Below are 18,858 nucleotides of genomic sequence, written 5' to 3'. Positions count from 1 at the left end.
AAACACTGCTTTGGAACGGTTTTAGTTTCAAAATATTAATATGAAAAAGATTACCTATTTATTTTTGTTTCTGCCATTGTTAATGCTAGGCCAAAAAGAGCCTATCGTTAAAGACTCAACAGAAGTCGAATACTATTACATTGAAGGTGATTCAATACCCAAAACAGTTATCGATTTAGATGAGGTTTTGGTGCTTCATAAGTTAAAGTTTGACAATCGTGATGATAGAGTTAGATATTTAATATTAAAACGAAAAACATTAAAAGTATACCCATATGCAAGATTAGCAGCAGAGCGTTTAACGACTTTAACAGAGCGTTTAGAAACGCTAGAAAAAAAGCGAGATAAAAAACGTTATGCAAAACGGATACAGAAGTATATTGAAGACGAGTTTTCTGCAGAATTAAAAAAGTTAACACGAACCGAAGGTCAAATATTAGTAAAACTGATTCATCGTCAAACAGGAAAAACGACCTTTAATCTTATTAAAGAATTGCGTAATGGCTGGCGCGCATTTTGGTTTAATAGTACAGCAAAATTATTTGATATTTCTTTAAAAAGAGAATTTAATCCTATTGATGTAAAAGAAGATTTTTTAATTGAAGATATTCTAGAACGTGCTTTTCAAAACGGAAAACTAACAAGGCAAAAACCAGCTATAGATTTCGATTTTTATGATCTTACAGATAAATGGCTTAAACCAAAACCAAAAGCAAAAAACTAATGAGAGTCCAATCTAATTTTGAAGAGCAGCTAAATGCTTGGAGTCATGGTATTGGAGCAATATTGGGCATAGCTGGACTTGTACTGCTAATTGTGTATAGTACTAGTGATACACCATTTAGCTTATTTAGTGTAATAGTTTATGGCATTTCAATCATTGTTCTTTTTGCGGCATCTACATGTTATCATGCTGTAAAAGGTGAAAAGCGTAAGCATTACTTTAGAATTTTAGACCACATAAGCATATATCTTCTTATTGCCGGAACATATACACCAGTATTATTAATTACTTTACCAGATAGTTTAGGATGGACGCTCTTTTGGACAGTTTGGGGAATTGCTGCTTTTGGTGTTATTTTAAAATTGTTTTTTACAGGTAAGTTTGAACTGTTTTCGACATTACTATATTTAGTTATGGGATGGTTAATTGTTTTTGATTTTTCTACGCTTGCAGATAGAATGGATACTAATGGCTTGTTGCTTCTCTTTGCTGGAGGTTTGTTCTATACAGTTGGCATTGTGTTTTATGTGATTGAAAAAATCCCGTATAATCATGTTATATGGCATTTATTTGTGCTTGGTGGCGCTATTTGTCATTTCTTTATGATTTTCTTTTATGTGATTTAATCAGTGTAAAAATTGTTATTTTTGAATTATGACTGAACTCATTCTAGCTAAAAACGAATCAGATTTTAAAACAATCGCGAAACTAGCACATACGATTTGGCATCATCATTACGAACCAATAATTGGTATTAATCAAGTTGAGTATATGCTTGATAAATTTCAATCTATTGAAGCTATTAAAAGTCAAATTAATGACGGTTATGAATATTATCTAGTAAACTATAATAGCACTTCTGTTGGCTATATAAGTATCAAAAAAGATGATGACGCACTCTTTTTAAGTAAAATATATGTGCTTTCAGATTATAGAGGAAAAAAGATTGGTAAAACGGCTATGCAGTTTATTTCTGATAGGGCAAAAAACTTAAACTGTAATACAATAAGGCTTACCGTAAATAAGTATAATACCAATTCTATAAAAGCCTATGAACGCTTAGGCTTTAAAACTATTGAAGCGCTTGTTATAGATATAGGTAACGGTTATATTATGGATGATTATAAAATGGAAAAGACTATTGGTTAATCTTTAATTATATCTTTATACTCTTCAAAAAAAGCTTCAAATTTATCCATAGTTTCATTGAAGAATTCCATAACATCACGCCAAGAGTTTTTGTTGTGAATAGACACCTTTTGTTCTAGAGGCACATATATTCTAGAAATTTCTTTTCCGTTGTCTAAAAAGTGTTCTTCATCAAAAATAGCTTCAGGTAGGTAGTCATCTAGTAAAATAGATTTAAGGGATTGTAGTTTTTCCCAATAGGTAATTCGATTTTCCAAATCGTCTTCTAAATCAAGAGCAACCAAAGCTTTTTTTGTGTCAAAGTAAAATTTAAAGCTAAAACCTTTTATTTTAGTATCATACAATACCCACTTTCTCGGAAAAGATTTTCCGAAGCTAATCCAAAAGTTTTGACGTAATAATCGTGATTCTTCTTTACTAAACATGTTTTTTGTCATTCTGCGCTACGACGCAGAATCTATTTTAATTAAACCAATCAAATGATAAATCATTCCAGTTTTTATTATTTTTCTCAATTAAATCAATTTTCCATTGTCGATTCCAATTCTTTAACTGCTTCTCTCTTTTAATAGCATCATTTACAAATTGAAACTGCTCGAAATAAATTAATTTGTGCAAGCCGTATTTTTTAGTAAAACCATCTACTAAGTTATTTTTATGTTCAAACATTCGTCTTTCTAAATTATTTGTCATTCCAATATAAAGTGTGCCATTTTTCTTATTAGAAAGTATGTAAACATAAAATTGATAATCTTTCATTTTTTATAGATTCCGCATCAAGCGCGGAATGACAATATTAATTCATTATATCATATAAGCAATTGCAACACCAAGTATAATAGCTGCAAATTTTGACAAGTTAAATTTATGGCCTTCGCCACTTTCAAATAAAATGGTTGTAGAAATATGAAAAAAGATACCAATTACAATAGCATTTATATAATGTGCATAATTTGCTACAACTTCTGATGTGTTTGAAATTAGTGTACCAAGAGGCGTCATTGCAGCAAAAACTAATAAGAATATAGCGATTTGTAGTTTGCTGTAATTTGACTGAAACAAAAACAATGTTATTAACGTAGCAATAGGTATTTTATGTATTAACACACCATATACCATATCGTTATGTTCGTGTATGGCAAAACCTTCTAGAAAACTATGAATACATAGACTAATAAATAATAGCCAAGGGAAAGCTGTTTCATCTTTGTGAATATGTACGTGACCATGTTCTGCACCTTTTGAGAATAATTCTAAAATGATTTGAAGTAATATACCAGACATTATAAAAAGCCCAGTGAGTTTAGCATCTAAATGATTGTATACTTCTGGTAATAATTCAAAAAGTGTTAAGGCTAATAAAAATGCACCACTAAAAGAGAGTAGAAGTTTTGTACTTATAGATTTTTGCTTAGTGATTCGCGCTATAATTATACCAAATATAACAGCGTAAAAAGGAAACAAATAGTTATTCATATAAATATTCTCTAATAGAATAATACAAGCCGATTACCGACTTATTTAAAAATTAGTATTAAGCGTTCTGATGTTTTAGCATCAAATCTATTTAATTTATAATCTCCAAAAACATCTAATAAATGTACATCAGCCTTTTTAAAAAGCGCTTCAAAATCAGCTAAAGTAAACGCTTTTACACGTTCTTGAAAGTTGTATGTGTTTTCATTTGTGGTAAATGAAATGTCTTTTACAATGTAGCCGTTTTCTAGTTTGCGTTTATTGTTAAAAGCAATACCTTCAACTGTTTTTGTGTTTTCAGGGACTAGGTTGTTAATCACATATTCGCTATTCATAAAATCAATTACACCAAACCCAAACTCGTTTAGATTTTCTTTTATAGCTTTTATGGTTTTTAGGTTGTCATCTTCATTTTCAAAATAGCCAAAACTTGTAAAGAGATTAAACACAGCATCAAATGTCTTACTATATGGTTTACACATATCATGAACATTAAAATGCAAAGTTTCATTTTCAAACTGTTTTGCATAAGCAATACTGTTTTCAGATAAATCTACACCTGTAACATCATAGCCTAAAGAGTTTAAATATACAGAGTGACGACCTTTGCCACATGCTAGATCTAAAATCTCACCATGTTCTGGTATGTTTAAATAATTTGTAAGGTTATCCATAAACAATTGCGCCTCGTCGTAATTACGGTCTTTGTATAAAATGTGGTAAAAAGGTGTGTCAAACCAAGAGGCAAACCATTGTTGCGTGTCTTTTGTCATAGATAAATGTGTATCACTGCAAAAATAAAGTATTTTTGCAATCTATTAGTCGTACAGCATGGAGAATAATTTTAAAATGGTAGCCAAAACTTTATATGGTTTTGAAGATTTATTAGAAAGAGAACTTATACAGCTTGGTGCCATGGAAGTAAAAAAAGGCATTAGAAATGTAAGTTTTGTTGGTGATAAAGGGTTTATGTATAAAGCTAATCTAGCTTTAAGAACTGCAATTAAAATCTTAAAACCCATAAAAACATTTAGAGTTACAAGCGAGGAGGATTTATATAATCAAGTGTATAAAATGTCTTGGGATAAGCACCTTAAATCATCAGGAACGTTAGCTATTGATGCAACTGTACACTCTAAGTTGTTTACGCATTCTAAGTATACTGCTCTAAAAACCAAAGATGCCATTGTAGATAAGTTTAGAGAAACCACTGGAGAAAGACCTAATGTAGATTTGCGTTTTCCGGACTTAAAAATTAATGTGCATATCGATAGGCAAGTGTGTACAATCTCATTAGATACCTCTGGAGAATCTCTACATAGAAGAGGTTATAAAACAGCAACCAATATTGCACCTATAAATGAAGTGTTAGCTGCTGGGTTAGTAATGCTTTCTGGTTGGGATGGACAAAGTGATTTTATGGATCCAATGTGTGGTAGTGGCACTATTTTAGCTGAAGCTGCAATGATAGCATGTAACATTCCTCCAAATTTAATGCGTAAGGAGTTTGCCTTTGAGCGTTGGCAAGATTGGGATGTAGATTTATTTGAGAAAATTGAAGAATCTTTATTAAGTAAAACTCGAGATTTTCATCATAAAATGATTGGTTATGATAAGTCGCCTAGTGCTGTGGCTAAAGCCAAAGATAATCTTAAAAATGCACATTTAGATGAGTTTGTTACAATTAAACATGAAGACTTTTTTAAGACTCAAAAATCTGGAGAAGAAAAACTGCATATACTATTTAATCCACCTTATGGAGAGCGTTTAGATATTGAGATGGAAAGTTTCTATAAAAATATTGGAGATACGCTTAAACAAGGTTATCCAGGAACCGATGCTTGGTTTATTACTTCTAATCTTGAAGCTATAAAACATGTTGGTTTGCGACCTTCAAGAAAAATACATTTAGTCAATGCGAAGCTTGAAGCACGCTTGGTAAAGTATGTAATGTATGAAGGTAGTAAAAAAGGAAAGTATATGAGTTAATACTTTTCTTTTAAAGTATTGGTGTGATGTTCTACATGATGCGCAGTCCACATCATTAACTCTCGTATTGGCATTTTGCCCATTAAAGGATGTGGGAGAATATAATCGTTTAGCGCTTCATCTTTCCATCGTAAAGTTTTTGCTTGTAGCTTTTTATTTTCTACTTGAAGTCGAGTTAAAATATAAGCTTTGTCTTTAAGCTTAGGAATTTTCATATTCTGTGAGCCTTTGTATGTCTTGCCTTGAGCTTCTACTAAACGCTCTTGATAGCGATTAACTATAGCATCATAATTACGTAAGTCTCTATTTGATTTTCCGAATTTATAACGCAACATAAACTTAGGCATACTTAAGGCATCATTGAGAGGCTTTATACTTTGTAGTAGATGTAGTACGTGTTGGCCAGTTGTCCACTTACCATTTGGTCCAGTTTCCCATTTGTCTTCATCGTGATTTTCGAGCCAATTAATTAAATCTTGATGCTTGTCTTCTAATAAATTTACAATGGTATCCTTATCCATAGTCTTTAGTTTCTACGGAAAAAGATAAGAAATAAATATGGATTTTAAAATAAAGTAGTGAAGTCTATTACTCTTCGGTAACTATTACTTTGTCTTTTTTGAAAATAGGAATTAAATAAGAGACGTTATAACCAAAACCAATACCAAAACGACCGCTATCAAAAGTTTTATTAAAACCAGGTACGTACAGGTTTTCATAATTTGAAGGTTGGTCTTCACTAACCATTCCTTTTAATTGAACATTTAATCCAACAAATAGATTGTTTATAACCTCAGCTTTAATGCCTATCATTATTTCTGCCCAAATTGCAGTTAATCCTTTGGTCTCTAAATTTGGAGAAGATGAAAATTGATCTTGCCAATATTGGTCAGTATTATAAACTGTAAAATTGTCTAAAGTTTGACTAAAACTACTTACACCTAAACGAAAACCAGCATAAATCATGTTTTCCATATCTAGCCAGTTTTTATACATGTTATAATCAATACCAGCTTTAAAATAACTGCCTTTGGCTGTAATGGTTAAATAGTCATTTGAAGTTGTTTTTTTTTCGTTTCCTAATTCTCCTGCAAGAAATATCTTTTTTGTTAGTCTGTAATCCCCATTAATTTCAAAACCAGTGTAATCATCATCAAGAAAACTTTTTACTAGTTTACCAACATCTGCACCAAGGCGTAAACCATATTTTTGTTTTACTACTAGAGAATCTGTTTTTGTTTCTTCTTCTTGTGAAAATGATGTTAAAGACACTAACATCAAACTCATTATGCTAATGAAAGATATTAATGTGTGCTTCATTTTCGTTTTCTATTGTTGTGTTAATAATTGTTATGCTTGATATCCAATTGTTGGTGTCTACTTCGCTTATAAGAGATGTGCTTTCAAAAATGCTTTTATAACCACAAGCTCTTGATACATACTCAAATTTTGGTGTTGTAGTAATTTCAATAATATCTATATTAGAGTTTGTGCTAGTGTCTTCATCTAATCTTAAATCTGTATCTTTTTCTAGTATAAACTTACTAACAACAGGAACGCCTTCATCTTGAAAACGTAATGGTAAAACTATTGAATCTGAATCTGTATTAAATATAATGTCTTCACGCTCAGTGCCATCATCATTTATGCCTCTAACAGAAAGACGTCTTACATTTTTTGTTTCATCTGGATTACTATTATCATAAAATCTAATAATAAGATGTGGTGTAGTGGCTGTAGTTTCGGCACAAATATCATCGCGCTCGCAACCAATACTTATAAGTGCTAAAGCAAAAGTTGAAATAAAGATTAGTATAAGTGAAATTCTTTTCATCTGGTAATATGTTTATGCGTTTATTTGTTTAACTGATAACTACGTAACGCATTTAACATGTTTGTTTTTTTTTCAATTTTAGTTCTTGCTAATATATTTTCATTTTACGAATAAACGATTAATCAAATAAACGATTTTACTTTTTCTCTAAAAGTACAACAGTTTCTATATGCGCTGTATGAGGAAATTGATCAACTAAACTTAATTTTTTAATGTCATAGCCAGCAAGCATAAATTGTTCTATATCTCTTGCTTGCGTAGCTGGATTGCAAGATACATAAACCAAACGTTCTGCATTTAGGTTTATTATTTTTTTAAGTGTTTTAGGTGTAATTCCTGCACGTGCTGGATCTAAAATAATAGTTCTAATTTTATTTTGATACTGAGGATGCTCACTTAAAAACTTGCCAACATCTGCAGCATAAAATTCTAGGCCTTCAATATTGTTACGTTTAGCATTTTTCTTTGCGTCTTCTATTGCCGAAGCTACTATATCTACACCAACAATTTTTGTGTTATTAGCTTTAGATGCTATAATTTGGCCAATGGTTCCTGTGCCACAAAATAAATCTAAAACTACAGTATTGTTAATAGCATCTTTGTCTTCTAAAGCATAATCAACAACTTTTGTGTATAGTTTTTCTGCTGATTTAGGATTGGTTTGAAAGAAGCTTTTCATACTAATTTCAAAATTTAAGCCTAATAATTCTTCAACAATTTTATCCTTTCCGTAAGCGAGTTTAATACTTCCAGAAGTAGCAATAGTTCTATCTCCAACTTCATCGTTTATGGTATGTAATAAACCAGCAAGTCTATCGCCAAATAAAGACACTAATAATTCTGAAAATTTATTTAAATCAAACTTTGGTAAATCATAAGATGTTGTTACCAAATTAAATAATAACTCATCGGTTTTATATGATTTTCTAACTACTAGATATCTAAAAAAACCTTCTTTTTTTGGACCATGCCAAGGCGCTAAACCTGTCTCAATGCAATACGCTCTAATAGTTTTTAAGCTATCTTCAACCTGCTTGTCAAATAACCCTGAATCTTTTTCGAGATTATCTCCCATCCACCAAACTCCACGACGTTTAAAACCTAAAGTAAATTCGTCTATATCTGTTTTGTTTTTTCTGTCATAACCAATTGCAGAAAAACCATATTCCATTTTATTTCTGTAATGAAATACATTTGGAGACGTAATAAATTCATCAAATAAATCTTCAACATTTTCTACTTTACCTATACGTTTAAATAATGACAGTGTGCTTTCTTTCTTGTATTTGTGTTGTATATCTATTGGTAACTGTATATATGGCGCGCCAGGGATATCTTGAAAAGGCACTTCTATTTCATCATCAGAAGCTTTTAAAACATCAATAAGTTTACACTCAGCATATTTTTTGCTAGACTTTTTTACTTGTGCTTTTACCAGCTGACCAGGAAGTGTGTTTGGAACAAACACCACAAACTCACCATGTTCATTTCTTATACGAGCTATTCCTTTTCCACCAAAGGCATAATCTTCTATTACTAACTCTAATGTTTCTCCGCGTTTTACAAATTTATTGCGTTCTCTTCTTGGCATTTGTTGCTTTAATTTTAGTCGAAAAAAAATTCCTCGATGCTTTGCATTGAGGTTTCCGTTTAAATTGTCATTCCTGCGTGTCGCATTAATCTTGTCAAAATGAAAGCAGGAATCTAATAAAGGTTTTTTAAACCTTTATTGTGCAAAATTAGGAAAAGATATTGTTTGAAGTAGCTTAAAGATGAACATTAGTTATTATTTTTAAAATAAAATGAACCTTTCTAGAAATTTCACGTCTTAATAGTAGAAATGAAAGTTATAAACGTCCATAAACGAATCATTAATCAACCAAAAGCTCAAGTTGTAGAATTGTTAAAAACTCTGGCAACAAAAGACGATAAGATTTGGCCTCGAGAATATTGGCCAGCTATGCAATTTAAAAACGGACTGGCTATTGGCTCAAAAGGAGGACATGGTATTATTCGCTATTCTGTTGAAACCAAAGAAAAGGACTTTGTAAAGTTTAAATTTTCTAAACCAAAAGGTTTTGTGGGTTGTCATCAGTTTGAAATAAAAGCATTAATCCAGAATAAAACGGAGATAACCCATACAATAAATATGAATGCAATAGGTTTTGATGTCTTAAAATGGGTTTTTGTTATTCGTTGGCTTCATGACGCTTTAGCAGAAGACGCTCTAGACAAAGCTGAAAATTATTTTTCAGGTGGTAATAAACGAACACAATGGAGTATTTGGGTAAGATTATGGAGATTCATTTTTAAGACTTTTAGATAGTGTTGAAGACAAACAAATCTATAGATGCTAATTTGGTGAAGCAATTTCAATCTGGAAATGCAAATGCACTCAATCAATTAGTTAAACGTTGGCATAAACAATTTTGTGAAAAGGCTTATTGGATTGTTAAAGATGCTGATCAATCTAAAGATATAGCTCAAGAGACTTGGAAAACAATTATAACTAAAATTCAAGATTTAAAAGAGCCTAATAAATTTAGTAGTTGGGCTTTGCAAATTGTGTATTCAAAATCTTTAGATGTAATTAGAGCTTCTAGTAAAAAACGAATTAAGTTAGAAGCATTTGCAAGAGAGCGACCAGAAGATATTTATGAGGATAATGATAATAGTCAATTAAAAAACGAGCTTTTAAAATCAATAAAAAAACTACCAATAAATCAACAGCAAGTTATTAAGTTGTTTTATGTAGCAGACTATTCCTTAAAAGAAATAAGTGAATTATTAGATGTCTCAATTGGAACGGTAAAATCAAGATTGTTTCATGCACGAGAAAAATTAAAAACAATATTAAAGAAAGAGTAGTAATCAGATTTCCGTTTTCACGGAAACTATAAAATAAATTTTAAGATGAAAACTAATATGGAAGAGATAGACCAGTTAATTAAAGATACATTAACACAAGAAGAAGCTAAATTTTATGATGATTTAGACGAGCAAAATGCTTTTGAGATGATTATTGGGTTATTTAAAGGAAAGAATAAATGGATTATGTATATGATGAATTTTATGACATTAGTATTCTTTGTACTGTTTATTTATTGTGTCGTTCAATTTTTTGATGCAGAAACAACCAAAGAATTATTAAAATGGGGAATAGGTAGTTTAGTGTTTTTATTTGGTGTAAGCATGCTAAAAATATTTGCTTGGATGCAAATGGATAAGAATGCTATACTGCGAGAAATGAAACGTTTAGAGCTACAGGTGTCTTCATTATCTGGAAAATTATCTGAATAACATTTTAGCAAACAAGTTATATTTAGTAATTTGCAAACTTCTAGGGATGATTTCTTTCCCACGCTGAATTTTCAGAACTCTGAAAGGATAAAGGTAGATAAGGAATGGATGTATATTCATTATTTAAAAACTTATTAAAATGGCTGTATTAGACCAATTAACTTCGCAACAAGCGATCGATTTAGAAAACAAGTATGGTGCTCACAATTACCATCCGTTACCAGTAGTATTGAGTAGAGGAGAAGGTGTGTATGTATGGGATGTAGAAGGAAAAAAGTATTATGATTTTCTTTCTGCCTATTCTGCAGTAAACCAAGGGCACTGTCATCCAAAAATTGTTGGAGCAATGACTAACCAAGCTCAAAATTTAACTTTGACTTCAAGGGCATTTTATAATGATATGCTTGGAAAGTATGAGAAATTTGCTTCAGAGTATTTTGGTTTTGATAAACTGTTACCAATGAATACAGGAGCAGAAGCTGTAGAAACTGCTTTAAAACTTTGTAGAAAATGGGCTTACGAAGTAAAAGGTATAAATGAAAACGAAGCTGAAATAATTGTGTGTGAAAACAATTTTCACGGACGAACAACAACAATAATTTCATTCTCAAATGATCCGGTAGCTCGTAAGAATTTTGGACCATATACTGATGGATTTATTAAAATAGAATATGATAACCTTGTAGCTTTAGAAGGAGCTTTAAAAGGTAATCCTAATGTAGCAGGTTTTTTAGTAGAACCAATTCAAGGTGAAGCTGGTGTTTATGTACCAAGTGAAGGTTATTTAGCAAAAGCAAAAGCTTTATGTGAAGCTCATAATGTATTATTTATTGCAGATGAAGTGCAAACAGGTATTGCTAGAACAGGGCAATTGTTAGCTGTAAATCATGAAAATGTAAAACCAGATGTTTTAATTCTTGGTAAAGCTTTATCTGGTGGAGCATATCCTGTATCTGCAGTTATGGCAAATGATAATGTTATGAATGTTATAAAACCTGGAAATCACGGATCTACTTTTGGTGGGAATCCAGTTGCTGCTGCTGTGGCTATTGCAGCTTTAGAAGTAGTACAAGATGAAGCTTTAGCTGAAAATGCAGAAAGATTAGGTAGGTTGTTTAGAAGTGAATTAAACAAGTTTATAGAAACTAGTAGTATTGCAACACTAGTAAGAGGTAAAGGCTTGTTAAATGCTGTTGTCATCAATGATAATGAAGATAGTGATACAGCTTGGAATATTTGTATGGCTTTACGTGATAATGGTTTATTAGCTAAGCCAACACATGGTAATATTATTCGTTTTGCGCCACCTTTGGTAATGAATGAAGAGCAATTATTAGATTGTGTTTCAATAATTACAAAAACACTTAAGCAGTTTGAAGCTTAATTAAGATTATATATTTAAAACAAAAAAGCGACCAATGGTTACTGAGCTTGTCGAAGTATGGTCGCTTTTTTTATGGTGCCAATTCTGTAAACGGATGTAGTTTAATGTTTCTAAGTACCCAAAAAAGAATGACTAAAACCAGTATGATTTTAGTTGTTATTGGTAGATGTAATATATTGTTGAAAGATTTATTGTAAATAGAGTTAATAGCAAATAACAGCACTTGGTATCCTAATACTAAAAATAATAAAAGGAGTAAGTAATTATGGCGGATTCCTGTAACTATATTTCCGTTTATAATTTGATGTGCTGCCCTTTGACTACCGCATCCTGGACAAAAAATCCCAGTCATAGAATAAAATGGACACTTTGGAAAAAAATCATAGTCAGATGGATTCCAAAAAAAATATAGTGATAATACGCCTAAGAGTATTATCACTATGCCTAATATGATTAAAGTTTTTGTTTTAGTAAGCATTGCCACTAGCAAGGGCTCCAAACATTGCTACTCCAAAAATTAATATGTATAAAACCCATCCTAAAACGGCAATACCTATTGATACTAATCCCCAAGTTTTTGCGTTTTTTGATGCTTTTGTTGCTTCATTATAGTTTCCATCTTCATATAGACTGTTTACTTTAGTTGCATAAATAATGCTTACGATTCCTGTTGGGAGACAGCATAAAATTGTACTAATTATTGAAAGTGCTAAATAGCTATTTGGTCTTTGTGGTTTAGTTTCCATTTTTTTTAAAGGTTAGTGGTTAAATTTAATAAAAAAAGCAACCATACTTCGACAAGCTCAGTAACCATTGGTCGCTTTTTATATGTTGTTAGTTTAATTAACGGTTTTGCATTTCTTGTGCGCGCTCCATCATTAATTCTGGGTCACTTAAAGCATCCCAACCAATCTGCGATATAAAATATAAGATATAACATAAAAACAACACGTTTAAGATTAAGCCAATTAGTGCTAAAATTTTACCAGTTTTTACGTTTTGATAACCAGTGTATTCTTCAGGGTTAGTTAAATATACTTTTTTAGCTTTTCCAGCAAGTATTAGAGCTACTATAGATAATGGAATACCAATAACTCCATAACACCAACAAAGTACTATTGAGATGATTCCGAAAACTAAAATAAGTGTTGAATTTGGTAACTGTTGTTTCATTTGTTGTTAGTTTAAAATTGGTTAAATAATTTTTAAAATAAAATTGCCAAGTATTAAGATGGCGTTAATTATTGCCAAAGTAATAATTATTTTGTTAGCGTATTTAAAATTCTTAAAGTAATTTATAAAAATAAAGCCTACTAATAGTATCAACGTGTAAATTGCTGGATACATATAAAATGCAGCTACAAAATCTCCTTGAAGCACTAAAGTTAAAGAGCGTTGCATGCCACAACCCATACAGTCAATACCAAAAAGTTTTTTGTTTAAGCAAGGTAGCATGTATTCTTCTGGTGAAGACATAAGTGAGATTTAAATTCTGCCAAAGTTAATAAAATATAGTATTATAAAACGAAACAGATTTGCTAAAGAGTTACGATAAAGTTGTAAATTCGATGGCTGATAATTTTACAAAACAATATGTCAAGAATTATTAATTTTATTTTAATTGCCGTTGGAGGTTTAATAGCGCTTTATGCTCAAGCAGATGAAAATCAAAATCAATATATTTTAATAGCAGGTATAGTTATACTTATGATGGGGATTTATAGAACTTCAAGAAACATACCTAGTAAAGTAAATCGAGAAGAAACCAATAGTGAAGAAGAAGCGTGATGAAATTTAGTATTGGAGATAAGGTTTCGGCTTTAGATGAAGATGTTTCAGGTATTATCATTGCTATTACTGATGCGTATATTTTAGTTGAAACCACAGATGGTTTTGAAATGCAATTCTCATCAAATGAATTGATTAAAGAAAATACTGATGTATTGAAATCTAAAGTTTTTTCTGAACAATCTTTGGCTTCAGTTATTTCTGAAAAGGAACAACAAAAAAGGCGTAAAGTACCAAGAGTAAAACCTAAAGAGCGAAATCAACCAACTTTAGAAGTTGATTTACATATTCATCATCTAACTAAGTCTACTAAGCGCATGAGTAATCATGATATGCTTACGTTACAACTTGAAACAGCTGAGCGACAACTAAATTTTGCTATACATAAGCGCATACAAAAAGTAGTGTTTATTCATGGAGTTGGTGAAGGCGTTTTAAAACTAGAGTTAGAATACCTTTTTGGACGTTACAATAATGTAAAATTTTATGATGCCGATTACCAAAAATATGGTTTAGGTGCAACAGAAGTTTATATTTACCAGAATGTTACTAATTAATCTGTTAAATTAATTGTTTTAGTATATGTGCCAAGACTAAGAAGGTCTCTGCTAAAAATACCTAAATCTACATCTTGTATTTCTACAGATACGGTTACAGTTCTAACATAGTCATTTACATTAAGAGTAGTGTCTTCATATTCAAATGAAGCGGTATTATCTAAATACCTAGCAGTGTTTTGTATTCCAAATTCTTCATCGAAATCATCAGTTAGAATACCATTTCCGTTTTCGTCTTCTAAACGGCTATCTATTCCATCACCATCATCATCTGCATCTAAATAATTTGGCAGCCCATCATTATCGGTATCCTTTGGATTTGTAAATGGGTTATTGTCTCCATCTTCATTATCGTCTTCATTCTTTGTAAGTACATTATCATTGTCATCATCTGCATCTATATAATTAAAAATGCCATCTCCGTCAAAGTCTGACGGATTTGTTAGATAATTATTATCACCATCTAAGTTTTCATCTTCATCAGCACTAGGTATACCATCATTATCATCATCTATAAAGGTAGATAAAAATTCTACTGTTGCTCCTGAAGCAGCAGGATAATCATTTATTATATTAACTCCAGAGCCTGGAATTAATGCACATAATAAATTTTGTGGATTTCCATTGTAGGTTCTGTAATTAAATTTGACATTACTACCATCTATTGTGAGTGTTTCTTGATAATTGTTTTCTGAAGGATTAAATATTAAATCAGTACTGTTGTTATTTGGAAACAATAAACTCATTGATTCATATGGAGTGCTTTTTATTTTATATAATAAATAGCTTTGAGTGATTTCATCACAAAAGGTTAGTGTATCCTCAAAAGCTAATTCAACTTCAATAACATCACCATCATCACATGATGTAGCTAAAAATATAAAACTTAGTATATAGAGTAACTTTCGCATTTCAATTCAATTTTAAAACAAAAATAAACGATTTGTTAGTTTATAACGAAGCATCTTTAAAATAATTTTGTTTGTATTATAAATGCCATTTTTTTATTACATCTTTGCAATATTATTTACAATTTATGAAGCAAGTATATTTTGATAATGCAGCTACAACGCAAATGCGTAACGAAGTTGTTGAGTGCATGACTAAAGTTATGATTAATAATTTTGGAAATGCATCATCTTCACATAGTTACGGAAGGTCATCTAAATCTATAATAGAAACATCTAGAAAGGCTATTGCTTCCTATTTTAATGTATCTGCTTCAGAAATTGTATTTACTTCTGGAGGTACTGAAGCTGATAATTTAGTGCTTAGAAGTGCTGTAAGGGATCTAGGTGTTAATGAAATTATTACTTCAAAAATTGAGCATCATGCTATTTTGCATACTATAGACCAGCTTGTATCTGAGTATGGTATTTTGGTTAAATATGTAGATGTAAAATCTAATGGGCATATTGATTATTCACATTTAGAAACTTTATTTGATACTTCTAAAAAACAATTGGTGAGCTTAATGCACATTAATAATGAAATTGGTAGTAAACTCGATATAAAACGTGTTGCAGATTTATGTAATGCAAATCAGGTTTTGTTTCATAGTGATACAGTGCAATCGGTTGGTCATTATAAATTAGATTTGCAAGATATTCCAATAGATTTTTTAGCAGCTAGCGCTCATAAGTTTCATGGTCCAAAAGGTGTAGGTTTTGCATTTATAAGAAAGAATTCTGGAATAAAGGGTTCAATTTATGGAGGAGAACAGGAGCGAGGTTATAGAGCAGGAACAGAATCTATACATAATATTGTTGGCTTAGAAGAAGCTTTAAGGCTATCATACAAAAACTTAGTAAGGGAAAGCGATTATATATTAACTATAAAAAACTACTTCATTGAGCGTTTAGTTAAAGCTTTTCCTAATGTTACCTTTAATGGAAGCTCAGCAATAGAAGATGAAAGCACATATACACTAGTTAGTGTATGCTTACCTATAGCTCCAGAAAAAGCTTCATTATTGCAGTTTCAATTAGATTTAAAAGGTATTGCATGCTCTAGAGGAAGTGCGTGCCAAAGTGGTAGCTCAAAAAGTTCTCATGTTTTATCAGAAATTTTAGACGATGAGCACCTCAATAGACCTTCAGTACGTTTTTCATTCAGTACATATAATACCAAAGAAGAAGTAGATTATGTTATTGAAACTCTAAGAGAGTTTGTAGAAAGCTAAAATCTAGTAGATAATCTTACATTAAAGACTCTTGGCGTTAAATAGTTAGGAATTGCAAACTGGCGTTTACTATACACATCTCTAACCCAGGTATTGGTGATTGAGTTTTGTACGTTAAACATGTTGAATATCTCAAAACCAAAAGTAAGCTCTTTAAAATGACGTTTCCAGCCAGTTTTATACGTTTTATTCTGATCAACAAAAACGTAGTTAATACCTAAATCAGCACGTTTGTAATCACGTAACCTATTTTGATACTGATATGGGTCTGCATAGCTAGGAGAGCCTCCAGGAACACCTGTATTATACACTAAGTTTAAATACATTTTTAAATTTGGAAGGTTTGGCATGTAATCCTGAAACAACACACCAAACTTTAAACGTTGATCTGTTGGTCTAGATATGTAGCCACGATCATCAATGTTTTCTTCAGTTTTTAAATAACCAAAACTAAACCATGATTCTGTGCCAGGAACAAATTCACCATTAAGACGCATATCTAAACCATAAGCATAAGCTTCAGCATTGTTTTTAGCTCTATATCTAATTCTAACGTTTTCTAAAGTATAAGGATTAACATCTGTTATATTCTTGTAGTAAGCTTCAGATACTAGCTTAAACGGTCTGTCCCATATTTTAAAGCTATACTCATGTCCTAAAACAAGGTGAAATGATTTTTGAGCCTTTACATTCGGTTGCACAGTACCAGAAGAATCTCTAAGTTCTCTATAAAAAGGTGGTTGATAGTAAACACCACCAGCAATTCTAAAAAGCATGTCTTTTTCCCAATCTGGTTTAATTGCAAATTGAGCTCTAGGACTAAAAACAGTTTGTGTTGATGAAGATACACCATCTTGATTTGGTATGTCGCTATTTACAGTCCAATTATGAACTCTAACGCCAGCATTATAAAACACTTCATTATTACCTAACATAGTGCGTTTGCTCCATTGACCATAGGCTTGTAATCTGTCTATTTGAACACCATTTGTGGCTCTTACATTTTGAAAGGCTTCTAAAGGACCTTCAAAAGGTGCATATGGTTGATTGTTGGGGATATCAAAAATTGGAGGACGAACAGAAAACCCTGCACTATCAATAACTTCCCATTCTACCAAACGATCTCTAATATCTTCATGTGTGTATTTTACAGACCATTCAATTGTGCTTTCGTCATCAACTTTATAATCTCCTTTATGTTCTACATTAAAAATTAATGCATCTAAATCGTTTCTTGCATGTGTTAATTGAGACCCAATACCTTCGCTAAATTCAACTTCGCCTAAATTTTCATCTCCAATATTGCTGTTTACTTCGCCAAGTCTGTATTGCGCTAGAATATCGAAATATTCTTCCTCGGTAGTATGATAAGCAGACGCTATAAGTTTTAAAGTTAAATCTTCTGAAGCAAAATAATTAGCCTTAAAAGCACCAAAAGTAGTTAGGTATTGGTCTTTTTCTTGCCCTTCATAAAATACTAAAAGGGCAACAGGCTCATCTATAGTTCCAAAATTGGTTTGTCTATTTTGAGGCTTGAAATTGTATTTGTTAAGAGAAACGTTTCCAAGAAAATTTAAATGAAATTTATCAGAAAACTTATAAGTTAAATAGGTTTGAGCATCAGCAAAAACTGGCTCTACGTTTGTTTCAGTTTCAAGAGAATTTATTAACAAGCTATTGTCTCTATAACGTAAGCCAACAATGCCTGAAAACTTTGAGTCTTTACTAACGGCTTCAGCAGCAATGCTTCCACCTAGCAAACTTAAATCTGCACGAACACCAAATTTTATAGGATTTCTATAAGTGATGTCTAAGACAGAAGATAGTTTATCGCCATATTTAGCTTGAAAACCTCCAGCTGAAAAATCTACATTTTGTACTAAATCTGTATTTACAAAACTCAAACCTTCTTGTTGCCCTGAGCGAATTAAAAACGGACGATACACTTCAATTTCGTTTACATAAACTAAATTTTCATCAAAATTTCCACCGCGAACAGAGTATTGTGTACTTAATTCGTTTGAAACATTTACTCCAGGAAGTGTTTTTAGTATATTTTCTACACCAGGTTGAGCGCCTTTAATTGTACGTATGACTTCTGGAGTTATAGAGGTAACACCTTCTACAGATTGCCTTGTATTGCTATTGATTACTACCGTTGCAATTTGTTCTATCTCAGTTTTCATAACTGGGTTAAATTCTAACTCTTGACCATTCTTCAGGTTAAAAGTAGCTTCAATTCGCTTGTTTGAGAGATGCGTAAAAACTATTGTTACATCTGTATTTGCAGGTATTTTAAGTTCATAAAATCCATTTTCATTTGTGGTAGTTCCGTTATTGCCAGCTTTAATGTTAACATTTACAATTGGTAATTGCGCATCATCTAAAATAACACCTTTTACAGTGGCAGTTTGCGAAAACCCTAAAAAAGGCAAGCAAAATAAGGCTAGGAGTAGAGGTATGTTTATTTTCAAA

At 31.4% G+C, this 18,858-nt stretch carries 25 protein-coding genes; 11 read left to right on the top strand and 14 right to left on the bottom strand.

The annotated features are described in order from the left end of the window. The first annotated feature begins 40 nt into the window (after positions 1-40). The 3 genes from BXY80_RS08750 to BXY80_RS08740 are packed head-to-tail and all read left to right on the top strand — an operon-like array spanning position 41 to position 1,873. Positions 41-724 (top strand): DUF4294 domain-containing protein, encoded by a 684-nt coding sequence (locus tag BXY80_RS08750; RefSeq protein WP_120201067.1) that lies wholly within the window; start codon positions 41-43, stop codon positions 722-724. Beyond that, positions 724-1,350, top strand: a complete 627-nt coding sequence (gene trhA, locus BXY80_RS08745) for a PAQR family membrane homeostasis protein TrhA (protein ID WP_120201065.1) — start codon at positions 724-726, stop codon at positions 1,348-1,350. Before BXY80_RS08750 ends, trhA begins: the two co-directional genes overlap by 1 nt. Before the next feature lie 28 nt (positions 1,351-1,378). Further along, on the top strand, positions 1,379-1,873 hold the full coding sequence (locus BXY80_RS08740; RefSeq protein WP_120201063.1) for a GNAT family N-acetyltransferase: 495 nt from the start codon (positions 1,379-1,381) through the stop codon (positions 1,871-1,873). Here BXY80_RS08740 and BXY80_RS08735 read toward each other — a convergent pair. Genes BXY80_RS08735 through BXY80_RS08720 form a run of 4 tightly spaced genes read right to left on the bottom strand, consistent with a single transcriptional unit; the run spans position 1,870 to position 4,122 of the window. Next, the gene (locus BXY80_RS08735; RefSeq protein WP_120201555.1) at positions 1,870-2,298 is read right to left on the bottom strand and encodes a DUF4268 domain-containing protein; all 429 of its coding nucleotides are present in this window, start codon (positions 2,296-2,298) and stop codon (positions 1,870-1,872) included. The genes BXY80_RS08740 and BXY80_RS08735 overlap by 4 nt on opposite strands. 37 nt (positions 2,299-2,335) lie before the next feature. After that, entirely contained in the window at positions 2,336-2,632 is a 297-nt protein-coding gene (locus BXY80_RS08730) for a GIY-YIG nuclease family protein (RefSeq protein ID WP_120201061.1), read from the bottom strand. 45 nt (positions 2,633-2,677) lie between these two features. Further along, complete coding sequence (locus tag BXY80_RS08725; protein WP_120201059.1) at positions 2,678-3,349, bottom strand: ZIP family metal transporter; 672 nt, start codon at positions 3,347-3,349, stop codon at positions 2,678-2,680. Positions 3,350-3,390: 41 nt separating this feature from the next. Continuing rightward, entirely contained in the window at positions 3,391-4,122 is a 732-nt protein-coding gene (locus BXY80_RS08720; protein ID WP_120201057.1) for a class I SAM-dependent DNA methyltransferase, read from the bottom strand. Between the two features lie 58 nt (positions 4,123-4,180). Here BXY80_RS08720 and BXY80_RS08715 point away from each other — a divergent pair, with 58 nt between their 5' ends. Continuing rightward, on the top strand, positions 4,181-5,338 hold the full coding sequence (locus tag BXY80_RS08715) for a THUMP domain-containing class I SAM-dependent RNA methyltransferase (RefSeq protein ID WP_120201055.1): 1,158 nt from the start codon (positions 4,181-4,183) through the stop codon (positions 5,336-5,338). Here BXY80_RS08715 and BXY80_RS08710 read toward each other — a convergent pair. The 4 genes from BXY80_RS08710 to rlmD form a co-directional block, all read right to left on the bottom strand. Next, positions 5,335-5,859 (bottom strand): DinB family protein, encoded by a 525-nt coding sequence (locus BXY80_RS08710; RefSeq protein WP_120201053.1) that lies wholly within the window; start codon positions 5,857-5,859, stop codon positions 5,335-5,337. The genes BXY80_RS08715 and BXY80_RS08710 overlap by 4 nt on opposite strands. 67 nt (positions 5,860-5,926) lie before the next feature. Then, entirely contained in the window at positions 5,927-6,658 is a 732-nt protein-coding gene (locus BXY80_RS08705; protein ID WP_245977229.1) for a DUF6048 family protein, read from the bottom strand. Then, positions 6,630-7,172: a DUF6452 family protein gene (locus BXY80_RS08700; RefSeq protein WP_120201049.1), complete on the bottom strand. Its 543-nt coding sequence runs from the start codon at positions 7,170-7,172 to the stop codon at positions 6,630-6,632. The genes BXY80_RS08705 and BXY80_RS08700 overlap by 29 nt, the downstream gene beginning before the upstream one ends. A 136-nt stretch (positions 7,173-7,308) precedes the next feature. Beyond that, positions 7,309-8,763 (bottom strand): 23S rRNA (uracil(1939)-C(5))-methyltransferase RlmD, encoded by a 1,455-nt coding sequence (rlmD, locus tag BXY80_RS08695; protein ID WP_120201047.1) that lies wholly within the window; start codon positions 8,761-8,763, stop codon positions 7,309-7,311. 249 nt (positions 8,764-9,012) lie between these two features. On the opposite strand from rlmD, the gene BXY80_RS08690 reads away from it, so the two are divergent. The 4 genes from BXY80_RS08690 (at position 9,013) to rocD (ending at position 11,856) form a co-directional block, all read left to right on the top strand. Continuing rightward, positions 9,013-9,498, top strand: a complete 486-nt coding sequence (locus BXY80_RS08690; protein ID WP_120201045.1) for a hypothetical protein — start codon at positions 9,013-9,015, stop codon at positions 9,496-9,498. Next, positions 9,498-10,040 (top strand): RNA polymerase sigma factor, encoded by a 543-nt coding sequence (locus BXY80_RS08685; RefSeq protein WP_245977228.1) that lies wholly within the window; start codon positions 9,498-9,500, stop codon positions 10,038-10,040. Before BXY80_RS08690 ends, BXY80_RS08685 begins: the two co-directional genes overlap by 1 nt. A gap of 45 nt (positions 10,041-10,085) precedes the next feature. Beyond that, entirely contained in the window at positions 10,086-10,472 is a 387-nt protein-coding gene (locus tag BXY80_RS08680; RefSeq protein ID WP_120201041.1) for a DUF6768 family protein, read from the top strand. A gap of 139 nt (positions 10,473-10,611) precedes the next feature. Beyond that, positions 10,612-11,856 carry an ornithine--oxo-acid transaminase gene (gene rocD, locus BXY80_RS08675; RefSeq protein ID WP_120201038.1) on the top strand — a complete coding sequence of 415 codons (1,245 nt, stop codon included), beginning with the start codon at positions 10,612-10,614 and terminating at the stop codon, positions 11,854-11,856. A gap of 70 nt (positions 11,857-11,926) precedes the next feature. Here rocD and BXY80_RS08670 read toward each other — a convergent pair whose 3' ends face one another. The 4 genes from BXY80_RS08670 to BXY80_RS08655 all read right to left on the bottom strand — a co-directional run bounded on the left by BXY80_RS08670 (position 11,927) and on the right by BXY80_RS08655 (position 13,332). Continuing rightward, on the bottom strand, positions 11,927-12,334 hold the full coding sequence (locus tag BXY80_RS08670; RefSeq protein WP_120201037.1) for a DUF2752 domain-containing protein: 408 nt from the start codon (positions 12,332-12,334) through the stop codon (positions 11,927-11,929). Continuing rightward, positions 12,324-12,602 carry a CD225/dispanin family protein gene (locus tag BXY80_RS08665; RefSeq protein WP_120201035.1) on the bottom strand — a complete coding sequence of 93 codons (279 nt, stop codon included), beginning with the start codon at positions 12,600-12,602 and terminating at the stop codon, positions 12,324-12,326. The genes BXY80_RS08670 and BXY80_RS08665 overlap by 11 nt, the downstream gene beginning before the upstream one ends. Before the next feature lie 97 nt (positions 12,603-12,699). Then, positions 12,700-13,029, bottom strand: coding sequence for a CCC motif membrane protein (locus BXY80_RS08660; RefSeq protein WP_120201033.1), 330 nt, complete (start codon positions 13,027-13,029; stop codon positions 12,700-12,702). 21 nt (positions 13,030-13,050) lie between these two features. Further along, the gene (locus BXY80_RS08655; RefSeq protein ID WP_120201031.1) at positions 13,051-13,332 is read right to left on the bottom strand and encodes a DUF2752 domain-containing protein; all 282 of its coding nucleotides are present in this window, start codon (positions 13,330-13,332) and stop codon (positions 13,051-13,053) included. Between the two features lie 117 nt (positions 13,333-13,449). On the opposite strand from BXY80_RS08655, the gene BXY80_RS08650 reads away from it, so the two are divergent. Both BXY80_RS08650 and BXY80_RS08645 read left to right on the top strand, forming a co-directional pair. Further along, complete coding sequence (locus BXY80_RS08650; protein WP_245977227.1) at positions 13,450-13,644, top strand: hypothetical protein; 195 nt, start codon at positions 13,450-13,452, stop codon at positions 13,642-13,644. Further along, positions 13,644-14,201 (top strand): Smr/MutS family protein, encoded by a 558-nt coding sequence (locus tag BXY80_RS08645; RefSeq protein ID WP_120201028.1) that lies wholly within the window; start codon positions 13,644-13,646, stop codon positions 14,199-14,201. The genes BXY80_RS08650 and BXY80_RS08645 overlap by 1 nt, the downstream gene beginning before the upstream one ends. Here the strand turns inward: BXY80_RS08645 and BXY80_RS08640 are convergent. After that, a complete protein-coding gene (locus BXY80_RS08640) occupies positions 14,198-15,112 on the bottom strand; it encodes a hypothetical protein (RefSeq protein ID WP_120201026.1) in 915 nt (304 codons plus the stop codon). The genes BXY80_RS08645 and BXY80_RS08640 overlap by 4 nt on opposite strands. Before the next feature lie 125 nt (positions 15,113-15,237). Here BXY80_RS08640 and BXY80_RS08635 point away from each other — a divergent pair, with 125 nt between their 5' ends. Then, on the top strand, positions 15,238-16,383 hold the full coding sequence (locus tag BXY80_RS08635) for a cysteine desulfurase family protein (RefSeq protein ID WP_120201024.1): 1,146 nt from the start codon (positions 15,238-15,240) through the stop codon (positions 16,381-16,383). Here BXY80_RS08635 and BXY80_RS08630 read toward each other — a convergent pair. Continuing rightward, entirely contained in the window at positions 16,380-18,857 is a 2,478-nt protein-coding gene (locus BXY80_RS08630) for a TonB-dependent receptor (protein WP_245977224.1), read from the bottom strand. The two genes, BXY80_RS08635 and BXY80_RS08630, sit on opposite strands and share 4 nt — an antisense overlap. Position 18,858: the final 1 nt, after the last annotated feature.

The organism is Ichthyenterobacterium magnum (genome assembly GCF_003610635.1).
Lineage (GTDB): Bacteria > Bacteroidota > Bacteroidia > Flavobacteriales > Flavobacteriaceae > Ichthyenterobacterium > Ichthyenterobacterium magnum.
Note: the sequence above shows the minus strand (reverse complement) of the source record. Positions and strands in the feature narration are given on the sequence as shown.